A 13,741-nucleotide genomic window follows, 5' to 3' on the forward strand; every position below is an offset into this window, starting at 1 on the left:
TAACGGTGAGGAGTGAGAAATGCGAGAGAGCGAACTCTCTTTTCTCATTCCTCCGACGCTTTCCTGCTTCAAGCCGCAGTAGCCGCCACCGCTACCGACGGCGCGATCCCGCCCGCGGGCGGCATCGTCGCCGGAGCCGGCTCGTCCCCCAGCAGCCGCCCGAGGTCGCGCAGCGGCATCGGCTTTCGTACCCATTCGATCTGCCATTCCGCGGGCGGTCGGTCGTGCGGACCGTCGGGCGGTGAGGCGCTGTGGATCAGGCAGCGCGGCGGCGGTGCCGGAGCGCATTCGGTGCGCACGCGGCGGATCAGGTCGATGCCGTTCTCGCCGTCGAGATGCAGGTCGACGAGCAGCGTGTCGGGCGCGAAATCGCGCCAGACCGCGAGTGCCTCGGCGATGCCGGCGGCGACGCGGTGTTCGACGCCGAGCGCGTCGAGCTGGGCGCTCAGCAATTCGCGGATCGCCGCGTCGTCGTCGACGAGCAGAACGCGGCCGCGCGGGCGCACGGCCGGTTCGGCCTCGGGCTCGGGCGGTGCGGCGGGCAGCGCGAGGCAGAACGAGAACTCGCTGCCGATGCCCAGGCGCGTATCGATTTCCAGTTCACCGCCCATGATGCCGATCAACTGGTTGGCGATGGACAGGCCGAGTCCCGCGCCGCGGCGCGTACGGCCGCCGCCGCGCTCGAACGGCTGCAGCAGCCGGCGCAGCTCGCCGTCGGCCATGCCCGGGCCGGAGTCGATGATGCGGAAGCGCACGCGTTCGCCGTCGACCGCGTCGGCGACGAGCGCGATGTCGCCGGCGGTCGTGAATTTCACCGCGTTGCCGAGCAGGTTCACGAGGATCTGCTGCAGCCGCGCTGCATCGCCGCAGACGCGCGTCGGCAGCGCGGGGTCGAAGCGCTGGCTCAGGCGTATCGGCCGCCCGGCGAGTTCGGCGCGATACAGCCCGGCGACATGGCTCAGCAGCGCAGGCAGGTCGAACGGCTCGTCGCGCAGGTCGACGCGTTCGAGCGCGAGCTGGGCATGGTCGAGATAATCCTCGGCGGTGCGCACGAGTTCGGCCGAGGTCGAGCGCGCCGTTTCGAGCAGCGCGCGCGCGCGCCGGTCGTCGACACGCTGCAGCGCCATGTCGATGAGGCCGCTGATCGCGGCCATCGGGTTGCGCACTTCGTGCGCGGCCATCGCGAGCATGTCGGCGCGCGTGCGATTGACCTGGCTCAGGGCGCCGTTGAGCTGGCGCAGCCAGCGCAGGCGCAGCGCGATGATCGTCGCGAGCAGCGCGCCGACGCTCAGCGACGCGATCAGCACGAACGCATACAGCCGCGCGCGGGCGCCTTCGCCGGCCTTGTCGGCTTCGGCCGCGCGCAGCAGGGCGCTTTGCAGCTCGCCGGACTGGCGCAGCGCGCGGATTTCCGCTTCGCGCGTCTGCGCGTCGTAGCGCGCGTCGAGTTCCGCGACGGCGCGCGCGACGTCGCGGCTCGACAGCCGCGCGTTGAGTTCGACGAGCGCGCGCGTGGCGTTGAGAGCGAGATCGAGCCGGCCGGCCTTCTCGGCGACTTCGGCCTGGGTCGACAGCAGTTGCGCCGTGAGCCGCCCGAGTTCGAGCCGGCGCGCGTCGGCGAGCGCGACCTCGAGCACGGCCAGCGCTTCCTGCGGCTGCTTGAGCGCGGCGAGCGCGGCGGCGATGTTGCGGCGCGAGGAGATCGAATGGGCGATCTTGTCGTGCGCAAGTTCGAACGCGAGCGCGCGGCGCGACGCGGCGAGCGCGGTCGCGGGCTGGCCGAGGCTCAGATACAGCGACGCGCTGTTGTCGTCCATCATCGCCATGCCGCCGCGGCTGCCGAGCCGCGAATAGCGCGCATGCGCGGCGCGCGCGAGCGGCAGCGCCCGGGCCGGGTCGCCGAGCGCGCCGTAGACCCACTGCAGCAGGTTTTCGGCACGCGCGATCGCGTAGTTGTCGCCGCGCCGCGCGAACTCGGCCAGCGCGCGCTCGCAGTGCGGCTGCGCGGTCTGCGCGCGCGAGGTCGTCAGCAGCAGTTCGCAGGTTTCGATGTCTGCAACCGCGTCCCAGTACGGGTCGCCGATCGTGCGCAGCGCCGCGGTCGCCGAGCCGGCGAGCGCGAGCCCGCTCTCGATCTGCTCGCCGTCGAGGCGTATGCGCGCGCGGACGATGTCGGCCATGGCCGAGGCGCTGACCCGGCCGCTGTCGCGGCCCAGCGCGTCGAGGCTGTCGGCGACCCGGGCCGCGTCGCCGGCCGACAGCAGCAATGCCGCCGTGGCCATGTCCCGCAGCAGGGTTTCGCGCTGGGCCGCGTCGAGGCCGCCGCGGCTCAGCAGGGTTTCGCCGGTCTGCAGCGCCTCGCGGGGCGCGTCGAGCATGGCCGGCCGCAGCGACCGTGACGGCTCGGCTGCAGGCAGCGGTCCTGCCTGAGCGAGTCCCAGCAGCGCGCAGCACAGGGCGCTCAGCACGGGGCGACCTGCGGCGATGGCGGTTGCGCGTTCATGCGGCGGCGGCTGCGCTGGAGGGGACAATGCTCATTTTGCACACACCGCCCGCGTTGCTACAAACGAAATTTTCCACACCGCGCAGACGCCGGGGCATGGGCTGCCGGCGCGGAGCCTGGGCCGGCCCGGAGGGGCCGGCCCGCGACGAAGCTTTCCGCTCGGCGCGCGTCAGACCGCGCGCGCGTCGTGCGTCCGGATGAACTCGCGTACGTCCGGATAGACCACGTCGCGCCAGCGACGGCCGCTGAAGATGCCGTAGTGGCCGGCGCCCTTGACCGTGATGTGGCGCTTGTCCTGCGCGGCGATGCCGCTGCAGAGCGCGTGCGCCGCTTCGGTCTGGCCGAGACCCGAAATGTCGTCGAGCTCGCCCTCGATGGTCAGCAGCGCCGTGCCGGTGATGTCCGCCGGCTGTACGCGCTGGCCATTGACGTCCCAGAGACCGCGCGGCAGCAGATGCTGCTGGAACACGGTGCGGATCGTGTCGAGGTAATACTCGGCCGGCATGTCGAGCACGGCGTTGTATTCGTCGTAGAACTTGCGGTGCGACTGGGCGTCTTCGAGGTCGCCCTTGAGCAGGTCCTCGTAGAAGTCCCAGTGCGAACTCAGGTGCCTGCCGGGGTTCATCGCGATGAACCCGGCGTGCTGCAGGAAGCCCGGGTAAACGCGGCGGCCGTGGCCCGGATAGTTGGCCGGCACGTCGTGGATCACGGTGTGCTGGAACCACGACAGCGGCTTGGTCGTAGCGAGGTCGTTGACCTGGGTCGGGCTGCGCCGCGTGTCGATCGGGCCGCCCATCATCGTCATCGTGCGCGGCGTCGTCTCGCCGTTGCTCGCCATCAGCGAGATGGCCGCGAGCACCGGCACGGTCGGCTGGCAGACCGAGATCACGTGCAGGTTCTTCGCGCCGATCCGGCGGATGAATTCCTGGACGTAGGCGATGTAGTCCTCGAGGTGGAACGCGCCCTTGTCGGCCGGCACCATGCGCGCGTCGATCCAGTCGGTGATGTACACCTTGTGGTCCTGCAGCAGCGTGCGCACCGTGTCGCGCAGCAGCGTCGCGTGATGGCCCGACAGCGGCGCCACGATCAGGACGACGGGATCGTCCTTCAGATCGTCGACGGTCGCGGAATCGTCGGTGAAGCGCTTGAAGCGGATCAGGTTGCAGAACGGTTTCTGCAGCGCCGTGTATTCGACGATCGGCACTTCATGGCCGTGCGCCGTCACGGTGCGGATGTCGAACGCGGGTTTCTCGTAGTCCTTGCCGAGGCGATACAGCAGTTCGAATCCGGCGGCGATCCGCGGTGCGCCCGGCACCTGCGACAGCAGGGTGCTCTTGTCGCTCCAGGTCTTCGCGCCGGCTTCGGCGAAATGAACCAGCGGGCTCATCAGCGAGCGTTGCAATTCGTGCAAGTGATACAGCATGGACGTCAACCGGCAGGGGAGGAGGACAAACCACGGAATTGTAGTCCCCGGAGGCTCAAGCAAGGGGCATGCCGCAGGTAACAATTGGTCGCATCGCGCCGGCTCTCCCCTGCGTTTTGGGGGAATCCGCGCGGTATGCCGACTCTGCGTACGGTGGCGTGCTCCGAGGGGCCACGGATACGAGGAGCGAGATCATGGACAAGCGCAGTGCAGGCCGCCGTCGTGCGGCCTGGTGCGGTTTCGGTGCAGTGGCGGCGTTGGCCGCGGCACAGGCGCGCGCGGGCGAGCTGCATCTGCTGAACTACGGTGCGCCGCCGGTGCTCGGCATCCAGGGCAACCGGCATGCGGAAGTCGGCCGCTTCGGCGTATCCGAGGACGGGCGGCGTGTCGCCTTCGAGACGGCATCGAACAATCTCGCTGCCGGTGACAGCAACGAATTCACTGACATTTATGTCACCGACGCGCAGACCGGCGCGCTGACGCGCGTCAGCCGCCGTCCGGACGGCGGCGAGCCGACGGGCCGCAGTTTCGATGCGGCGATCTCCGGCGACGGCAGCCGCGTCGCGTATCAGTCCGACGCGACCGATATCGTGCCTGGAGCGCAGAGCGGCCGCGGCGTGTTTCTCGTGGAGGTCGCGAACAGCCAGACGCGCCGTCTGACGCCCGCGCAGCTTCCGCCGGCGAACGGGACGCCGGCGCAGATCAGCGGCATTGCGCTCTCGCAGCAGGGCACCCGCGCCGTGTTCATCACGAATTCGCCGCTCGTGCCCGAAGACCAGGATGAACTCGACGATCTCTACGGCTGGACCGACGGCAGCGGCGCGCTGCAACTGCTGAGCGTCGATGCGAACGGCCAGCCGCTGGCCGGAGTCGTCGACGATGCCTCGGCGGCGCTGACGCCGGACGGCCGCTATGCGAGCTTTTCGATGCGCACGATCACCGGTGTCGCGAGCGAAGGCGGCGTGTTCGTGCGCGACCTGGAACAGCCGTTGCTCGATTGCGTCTGGGGGCCGCCCCTGGTCGCCTCGATGTCGGTAACGGCGCTGTCGGCCGACGCGCGCCACGTGGTCTTCAGCACCTACGAAGCGATCGTGCCGGGCGACGCCAACGGCAGATCCGATGTGTACGTGTTCGACCGCGTCACGCGGACGGTCGAGGCCGTCAGCGTCGCCGCGGGCGGCGCGACCGGCAACGACGACAGCGTTCACGCCGTGATTTCGGGTGACGGCCGCTATGTCGTGTTCGGGTCGGCCGCCACCGACTTCGAGCCCGGCGTATCCGGCCCGCACCTCTATCGGCGCGATCGCGTCGCCGGGACGACGACGCGCCTGACGCCGTCAGCGGCCGGCGCCGCGTCGTGGATGCCGCAGCCGGCGTTGAGTCGCGACGGCCATCGCGTCGTATTCGATTCGCCCAGCGACGATCTCGTCGACGGCGACGACAACCGGCGCGGCGACGTGTTCGCGATCGACGCGGCCCGCAGCGTCGAGCGCATCAGTCAGGCCCGCGGCACGCTGCAGTTCGCGGGTGCGACGACGGGCCGCCATTTCAGCGTCGGCATGGGCCGCGCGTTTCCGCTCGGCGACGACGGCAGCGTGGCTTTCGCGAGCGAGGCGGACAATCTCGGCCCTCAGCGCCGAGCCGGCGTGTTTCGCGCTGACATCGCGGGCGTGGCGCCGGCGGAAGTGCCGCTGGATCTGCAGGCTCCTTCGAGCTGGCCGGTCTCGCTGATGCTCGCGGGCGCCTCCACGGACGGCAGCGCGCTGCTCGTGCGACGCGAACCGTTCGATCTGACCGGCGGCTGGGGGCCGGGGCAACTGCCGTCCGAGCCCTGGGATCTCTGGCGCGTCGACGCGGCGGGCCAGACGCGCATCGACACGCCTGCGGCGGTCGGTATCGGTGCACGCACGACGCAGGCGATGCTGTCCGACGATGGCCGGTTCACGCAGTTCGTGTCGTACGTGCGGCCCCCTTACGTGACGCCGCCCCACTCGCGGCTGTTTCTGCACGACGCGCAGACCGGCTTGCTGACGCGCGTCGACGCGAACGACCAGGGCGTGCCGGCGGACACGTCGATACAGCCGCGCAGCGGCCTGTCGCGCAACGGGCGCTACAGCGCATTCGTCACGGGCGCGAACAACCTCGTCGCGAACGATACCGACGGCAGCGTCGACCTGTTCCTGCGCGACAACCAGACCGCGCAGCTCACGCGCCTGCGTCATCCGCAGACCGGCGCGCCGCTGATCGTGCAGGCGAGAAGCAACACCGAAGCCATCACCGTGTCGGACGACGGCCTGCGCGTCGCCTACGTCGATACCGGCGGCGTCAATGGCGAAAAACAACGGCTGCAGCTGCTCGATCGCACCGCGCAGACGCTCGTCAATGTCTGCGGCAACGGCGCGCCTGGATTCGTGCGCTGCGTCGAGCCGACGCTGAGTGCCGACGGCGCCGTGCTCGCTTTCGCGGCCACGCAGGCGCTCCTGCCCCATGACATCGACGAACTGACCGACGTCTACAGCTACCGTCCCGCGCTCGACTGGCTGCAGCTCGAAAGCGTCGACGCGGCCGGCGCATCCGGGCGCGGCATTCGCATGTCGCCGCAGCTGTCGGCCAGCGGCGAGTCGCTGACGTTCCTGGCCATCGGCGGCGGCTGGCGGACGGCGCCGCAGATCACCGGCGATTCCGACTGGCTGTACAAGCGCGTCGCCGGCGATGCGATCTTCTACGACGGTTACGAAATGCCGTAACCGTCGCGCGCAGCGCTGCGCAACGATGCGAAGCGCTGCGCGCATTCAGAACGGCATCACCTTCAGATCGAAGCTGCGCTCGACGAACCAGCCTGCCGCGAGCAGCAGGATTCCGAGCGACCCGCCGCGCAGGACCAGCGGCCGGTACAGCACGGTCTGCCGCAGCAGCCAGGCCAGCGGCATCAGCAGCGCGACGACCGCGAGCTGGCCCAGTTCGACGCCGAGGTTGAAGCCGACCAGCGACAGCGCGAGCACGCTGCGCGGCAGTTCGAGATCGGCCAGCACGCTGGCGAAGCCGAAACCGTGCACGAGGCCGAACGCGAAAGCGACGATCCAGCGCCGCGCCGGCAGGAACGGCACGAGATTGTCGAGCGCGGTCAGCAGTACCGACAGCGCGATCAGCGCTTCGGTCAGGCGCGACGGCAACTGCACGAGGCCCAGCGTCGCAAGACTCAGGGTCACCGAATGCGCCAGCGTGAACGCGGTGACGATCTTCAGCACCGCGACGATCGCGGCCGGTGCGCGCGGCAGCGGCCGCCATTCGCGACGCTGACGGTCGAGCACCGCCGGCAGCAGCAGGACGACGAGAAACAGCAGATGGTCGTAGCCGATCGCGATATGGAACACGCCATCGCCGACGTAGCCCGCGAACGCGCGCCAGCGCGAGGCGCCGGCCGCGTCGAAGGTCTGGCGCGCGGCGTCGTGCGAGAACACCGCGCTCAGCGGCGGCGCCTGCGCGGTTTCGAGCTTGAGCAGGCCGCGATGCTGCGCGTCGATATCGAACAGCGCGCGATAGTCGATCGTGACGGCATCGGCATGGCCGCTGCCGCATTCCCCGGCGAGCGACAGCACGAGATACGCACCGTCGCTGTGCCGGTCGATCGCATGGCCGGTCACGCGCAGCGGACAGGGAGCCGTTGCGTCGACCGCGAGCCGCTGCGTCGCGTAGGTGTCGATCGCGTCGCGGCGCACGCGCAGCTCGCCCCAGTCGATGCGGTCGTCGCGGTTGCGGTCGAGATCGAACACCGCGTCGAGGTCGCGCACGGCGATGTCCCAGCGGCCGACGAGGCGGCCGGCGTCCAGGCGCAGGCTCAGATAGCTGTCGCTGGGCTTGTGCGCGCGCGCCGGCGCCACGGCGAGCACGAGCAGCAGCACGATGACGGTCCGTATCAGCATACTCACGGCGCGCGCACGCCGGCGAGCAGCGGAACGAGCCGCACGTCTTCGAGGCCGCTCGCGTGGATCCAGCGCGCGATGTCGGCCGCGGCCTGCGGTTGCCGAGCGGCATGCGCCGCTTCGAGCGCGATGCGCGCATCGAGCGGCTCTTTCTGCACGGCCCAGTTCTGCAGGGCGAGTTCGAGCGCGGCGTCGGGATCGCGCGCGAGCGCGAGCCGGAAGCGCGACTCCTCGCGCCGGTGCACGCGGTCGCCGCGTGCACGCAAGGCGTCGAAGCGCGCCGCGAGCGTCGCGGCGCCGGCCTGCGCGGCGCGCGCATCGAGCGCGCGGTCGGCCTGTACGCGGCGCAGCAGCAGGCCGTCGATCGCCGAGTCGGGTGCGATCAATGTGGCGACATCGGCCGCGCGGCCGCGATCCAGAAGAAAATCCGCGTACGCGGCGAGCGCGTAGCCGTCGGTCGGATCGAGGCTCAGGCTCTGCCGATACCAGCGTTCGGCGTCCTCGCCGTGTCCGCGGCGCTCGGCGATTTCGGCGAGCAGCGTCGCTGCCCAGACACGTACCGCCGGCGGCTGGTCGGCGAGACGGCCTTGCGCGACCGCGTCGGCAACTGCCGCGTAGCCGGCGGTGGCCTCGCCCATGAGTGCGTCGACGCTCGCGCGGCAGATGATGCCGACCGTCGATGCGCCGGTCGCGACGACGCGCTCGCAGCTCTGCGCCGCGCCGGCGAGATCGCCCGTCGCTTGCTGCAGGCTCGCGAGATCCAGCCAGGCCTGCGCCTGCTGCGGCTGTTGCGCGACGGCCCGGAGCAGGTCTATTTCCGCCGCGTCGAAGTCGTGGCGGTTCTGGCGAATCGCGGCGCGCGCGAGCAGAACCGGCACCGGCGCGGCGTCGAGATTCCACCAGGGGGCGAGCGCCGCCTGCGCCTGGCCCCACAGACGCGGGTCCGCCGACGCGCGCGCCGCGGCGATCTGCGTCTGCGCGAGGCGCAGCGCCACGTCGAGATTCGACGGATCGCGCGCATGCCACTCGCGCAGCGTACGCGTGGCGGCGTCGCCGCCACGCGCGGCGGCGCGCGGCAGCGTCTCGATCACTTCCGCATCGTGGGTCGGTCGATACGGGTCGGCGGCAGCGAACGTCGCGAACGCCGCGCCGATCGACAGTAGCGCGCGGGCAGGCCAGCGGCTGTGCGACATGGATCGGATTCCAATAGGTAAAAAGTTATGTATGTGAAAATGCCGCCGGCACGAAAGGCCCGGCGGCAGCGGCGATCACGGCGAGACCGGATTGCCCGGCAGGCCGTTGCTGCCGTTCGGCGAGCCGGGCAGCGGCGTGGTCAGGTACGGAAAGGCCGCATCGAACTGGCTGTCGTCGACGAGCACGCCGTCGGTATAGGGCAGGCCGGCGCTTGCGGGCTTGCCCGCACCGGGCGGCAGCAGGGCGCCCATCGCGACGCGCAGTTCGATGTCGACGACGTCGTCGCCGGGGCGGCGGCCGTTCGGAAAGCCGGCCGGATCGCAGCCCGGATTCGACACGGTCAGCGCGCCGTCGACGAAGCATGCCGCGGCACCGAGACTGTTCTGCTGCCCCTTCGGCGTTGCCGGCAGGCTCGTGTTGAGCCGCACCATCTCGGCCGGCACGCCGTTGAGCTGGCGGTTCACGCCGGTCACGCCGGTCAGGAACGCGGCGACGAGATCGCTGCGCGGAAACGCGGACGGCGCCTGCACGCCGGCGGTTCCGAACAGGATTTCGAGCAGTGCCGGCAGTGTCGGGTTCGTGACGTAGGCGGCGAACTGCGCGTCGTCCTTCGGTTCGCTCGCGTTGAAGCGGTCCTTGTCCTTGAGGCCGATGACGATTTCGTTGACGAGCGGCATGCCCAGGCGCGACACCTGGATCATGTTGTTGTTGACGATGATCTGTGCGAGCGGATCGCTGCTGACCAGGCGCGAGCGCGGCAGGCTCGCGGTCGTCCAGACGCCGATCACCGGGTCGCCGTCGGTGATGCAGCTCGCCGGCAGTTCCAGCGCGAGCGAGGTCACGTTCTTGCCCGCGGTCGAGTTGTAGCCGCCGGAACGGCTGCCGATCACGCGCGCGGCCGGAATATTCACGAGATCGAAGATCTCGCCGAGATTCACGCCGAAGCCCTCGCGACGCTGGCCGACGAACACGCGGCCCGGCACGGCGCAATCCGGAATCGTCACCGGATACACGTGACTCGCCGCATACGCGGCGTAGTCGGGAATCGACTTCGTGCCGATGTTGTCGAGCGGCTTGGCGAACTCGCTGGCACCGTTGCTCGTGTTCTTCAGCAGCGAGCCGACCGCGGTCGGACGCGTGCGCGAGCCGCGGATCTGGGTCACGGTATAGCTCTCGGCGTCGTTGCGCGCCGAGGCGTCCATCGCGTTGACCGGCCCGGCATTGCGCAGCGGAATCGCGACGGTCTTGTCGCCGACCTGCAGCGCGATGTTCTTCAGGTCGTAGCGGAACTTGAACCGATAGGTCAGGTCTTCGCGCGCGTCGCCGTCGTTGTCGATATGGACTTCGTAGATGCCGTCCGGGTCGAGCGTGAAGTAGTTCGGGCCGCCGTAGGCGTCCTGCAGCGGCAGGTAGTTCGCGACGATCGTGACGAAGTCGCTGCGGCCCGGCTCGTAGCTGCGGAACGCATAGAGGTCGGTTCCGTCCATTTTTGGATATTGCGTGATCGTCGGCGCCTCGCGGTGGCTCGAAGCGTGGACGGCCGGCGCGGCGGCGAAACCGGCGATCGCGGCCGCTGCGAGTGCGGCGGCGACGGGCCGGAGGGCGGTGCGGTGTTTCATGTCTGTCTCCTCGTCGAGGATGGCGGTGCAGTTCGGAAGTGGTTCGATCCGCTGCCGATCAGGGGCAGCACCGCAACGGCGGCACGAGGATCTACGGCGCCGCGTCCGCGCCGGATGCACGCGCGTCGAACTTTTTGTTTTTGTGCAATGACACGGGCGCGGCGCCGGTCTGTGCTCAGAACGTACCGCGCAGGCTCAGGCGGAACTGGCGTGGCTCGATCGGATGGAAATGGACGTCGGCGACGGGTTCGGTCTCGCCGGGCAGCTGCGATTCGTAGAAATACGTGATGTCGTTGCTGCGGCTGTCGAACAGGTTGAGTGCGTCGAGCGACAGCGTGAACGCATCGCTGACGCGATAGTCCGCGCGCGCGTTGAATACCGTCGTCGAACGCGAGCGCACGCTGCCGTCCTCGACCAGCGGGGCCGGGCCGAGATAGCGTCCACGCAGCGAGGCCGACCAGCGGCGCCCGCCGCGCCATTGCACGCCGAGCGAGGCAACGCGCTCGACCGCGTTGGGCACCTGAGTTCCGGCGGGAGTTGCGGCGGAGAAGCGAGCGTAGGAGCGCGCGTAGTCGGCGTCGACGAGCCAGTTCGCATTCGGGCGGTAGTACGCCGACACCTCGATGCCGTGACGCGTCGCGGGAAAGCTCGGCTCGGTCGTGCCGCCGTCGCCGGCGAAGACGAGTTCGGAACCGACGTTCAGCCGCCACGCGGCAAAGGACAGCGCGAGCGGCGGCGTCGGACTGCTGCGCAGGCCGATTTCATGGCCCGTCGTCGGCACGAGCAGACGCTGCGGCAGCGCGGCCTGCGACGGATCGTTCGGGTCGACGCGCAGCGTGCTGCCGCGCGCGTCGTTGGAGTGAAAGCCGCGGCCGCCGTTGAGGAACAGTTCGGTATTGCGCCAGGGCCCGAACACGAGGCTCAGTTTCGGACTTGCGCGGCCGTCGCGCGAGGTACCGGTATTCGCGGCGACGCTGCTGTCGACATCGGCGCGGTAGTGGTCGTAGCGCAGCCCGGCGACGCTGCGGAAATGCGCATTCCAGCGCGTCGCATAACTGACGAATACGCCGGCCGAGCGTTCGTCGACGGCGTCCTCGCGGATCGCTGCGAAGCGTTCGCGCGCCTGCGTGCGATAGAGCCCGACCGTGCCGATGTCGTCGCCGCGCGCCTCGACGCCGGCGGCGAGTTCGTGTGTGACGTCTCCGGTTTTCCACTGCTGCACATATTTCGCCGTACCGCCGTAGTAGATGCGCGCGTCGCGCTGCTCGAACTCGTCGCCGCGTTCCGGTTCGGCGAGGAAATAGGTGAAATTGGAAAACAGGCTCAGGTCGTAGCGCGTGGCGTAGGCGTCGACGAGCACCTGCCCGGCGCCGAGCCGCGCATGCCAGCGTGTCGCTGCGGTGTAGCGCGAGGTATCGCCGCCGAGGTCCGGATCGAGCTGGCCGAGCCGGTCGACGAGTCCCTGCGCGACGGCGCGCTGCGGGATCTGGTCGGTCGCATCCCAGCGGCTGTCGTAGGCCGCGAGCGAGACGCGCAGGCCGCGCTGCGCGTCGCCCTGGCGGTAGCGCAGCAGCAGCGACGCCTTGCGCGCGTCCGCGGGCTTGCGCCAGGGGCCGTCGTACACGCCGAGATCGACCGCACCGAGCCAGCTGCCGCCGGCCGCGCCGCCGGACGCGGCAAGGAGCCCGCGCGCGTAGCCATGCTCGCCGCCGGCCACGGTGTAGAAATCATCGTCGAGCCGGTCCCGATAGCGGATGCGCAGCGCGCCCGCCGAGGAAAAATCGCCGTCTTCGGCGTAGTAGGGGCCTTTGCGGTATTCGATCGAGTCGACGAGTTCGGGAATCACGCCGTTGAGATCGTTGTAGCCCTGGCCGTGGCCGTGCGTGCGCAAATTGTTGGGTACCCCGTCGATCGACACGGACAGATCGGTGCCGTGGTCGAGATTGAAGCCGCGCAGGAAATACTGGTTCGCCTTGCCGTCGCCGCTGTGCTGCGTGGCGATGAGCCCCGGCACGACCTCGACGATTTCCGCCGGACGCGACAGCGGGCGCGGCGCGATCTGATCGACGGTGACGACCCCGCCCGAGGCCGCATCGGCCTGCGCCAGCGCGTCGGGATCGGCGGTTTCGGCGACGTAGATCGCTGCGAGCTGCGTGGCGGGAAAGCCGCCGGGGTGCACATCGGCCGACGCCGAGGCCAACGCGACAACGGCTGCCATCTGACGCGCTGTCCCTCGATGCATGGTCGTGCTCCTTCGCGTGATGGCGAAAGTACGCAGCGACGTGGCCTGCGGATGCAGCGACGGGCGCGAAAGCGCAGGGGCAATAACCGAAGGGTATTGCGCCAGGTCCGTTGCCGGCCTCACCGTTGGATGGTTGGCGAAAGGCGCGGTGTGTTTGCTTTGTGCGTGCGTGCGACGGTGTGAGACGGCGCAATGCCCTTCGGTTATTGCGCCCTGCGCAGTCTAAAAAAGACTCGGCTCGAACAACGCGCGCACCGGCGCGAAGCTGCGCCGGTGCTGCGCGCAGGGACCGAGGCGCGTGAGGCAGTCGAGATGTTCGGGCGTCGGATAGCCCTTGTGGCGCGCGAAGCCGTAGCCCGGGTGCAGTTCGTCGAGCGCGGTCATGCGGCGGTCGCGCGCGACCTTCGCGAGTATCGACGCGGCGCTGATCGCGGGCTCGCTCGCATCGCCGCCGACGACCGCGCGCGCCGGACAGCACAGCTGTTTCGGCAGACGGTTGCCGTCGATCAGCGCCAGCTGCGGCGCAAGCGCGAGGGCGGCCAGCGCGCGGCTCATGCCGAGCATGGTGGCCTGGAAGATGTTCACGCGGTCGATCTCGGTCACGTCGATCTCCACGACGCTGAACGCGAGTGCGCGTTCGCGGATACGCGGTTCGAGCACGTTGCGGCGTTCCTCGCTGAGGAACTTGGAATCGTCGAGGCCGCGGATCGCGCGCGCCGGATCGAGGATCACGGCCGCGACGACGACGGGTCCGGCCAGCGGGCCGCGGCCGGCTTCGTCGACGCCGGCGACGAGCGTGCCGGGTTCCAGGTCGGTGACGGTGCGGCGGCGGCGCAT

8 protein-coding genes are annotated in these 13,741 nt (G+C 69.9%); 1 reads left to right on the forward strand and 7 read right to left on the reverse strand.

Annotated features, from left to right (window positions below; genetic code table 11):
* Positions 1-68 precede the first annotated feature (68 nt).
* Positions 69-2,378 carry an ATP-binding protein gene (locus VLF18_RS13620; protein ID WP_325280170.1) on the reverse strand — a complete coding sequence of 770 codons (2,310 nt, stop codon included), beginning with the start codon at positions 2,376-2,378 and terminating at the stop codon, positions 69-71.
* Between the two features lie 294 nt (positions 2,379-2,672).
* A complete protein-coding gene (locus VLF18_RS13625) occupies positions 2,673-3,926 on the reverse strand; it encodes a polyhydroxyalkanoate depolymerase (RefSeq protein ID WP_325280171.1) in 1,254 nt (417 codons plus the stop codon).
* A gap of 194 nt (positions 3,927-4,120) precedes the next feature.
* On the opposite strand from VLF18_RS13625, the gene VLF18_RS13630 reads away from it, so the two are divergent.
* Positions 4,121-6,673 carry a hypothetical protein gene (locus tag VLF18_RS13630; protein ID WP_325280172.1) on the forward strand — a complete coding sequence of 851 codons (2,553 nt, stop codon included), beginning with the start codon at positions 4,121-4,123 and terminating at the stop codon, positions 6,671-6,673.
* A gap of 45 nt (positions 6,674-6,718) precedes the next feature.
* On the opposite strand, the gene VLF18_RS13635 is transcribed toward VLF18_RS13630, so the two are convergent.
* The 5 genes from VLF18_RS13635 to rnhB all read right to left on the reverse strand — a co-directional run bounded on the left by VLF18_RS13635 (position 6,719) and on the right by rnhB (position 13,741).
* Positions 6,719-7,849 carry a HupE/UreJ family protein gene (locus tag VLF18_RS13635; RefSeq protein WP_325280202.1) on the reverse strand — a complete coding sequence of 377 codons (1,131 nt, stop codon included), beginning with the start codon at positions 7,847-7,849 and terminating at the stop codon, positions 6,719-6,721.
* A gap of 2 nt (positions 7,850-7,851) precedes the next feature.
* Positions 7,852-9,042, reverse strand: coding sequence for a hypothetical protein (locus VLF18_RS13640; RefSeq protein WP_325280173.1), 1,191 nt, complete (start codon positions 9,040-9,042; stop codon positions 7,852-7,854).
* Positions 9,043-9,117: 75 nt separating this feature from the next.
* Entirely contained in the window at positions 9,118-10,662 is a 1,545-nt protein-coding gene (locus VLF18_RS13645; protein WP_325280174.1) for a DUF4331 domain-containing protein, read from the reverse strand.
* A gap of 175 nt (positions 10,663-10,837) precedes the next feature.
* The gene (locus VLF18_RS13650; RefSeq protein ID WP_325280175.1) at positions 10,838-12,880 is read right to left on the reverse strand and encodes a TonB-dependent receptor; all 2,043 of its coding nucleotides are present in this window, start codon (positions 12,878-12,880) and stop codon (positions 10,838-10,840) included.
* Between the two features lie 246 nt (positions 12,881-13,126).
* The gene (rnhB, locus tag VLF18_RS13655) at positions 13,127-13,741 is read right to left on the reverse strand and encodes a ribonuclease HII (protein ID WP_325280176.1); all 615 of its coding nucleotides are present in this window, start codon (positions 13,739-13,741) and stop codon (positions 13,127-13,129) included.

This window comes from Tahibacter sp. (assembly GCF_035481375.1).
Lineage (GTDB): Bacteria > Pseudomonadota > Gammaproteobacteria > Xanthomonadales > Rhodanobacteraceae > Tahibacter.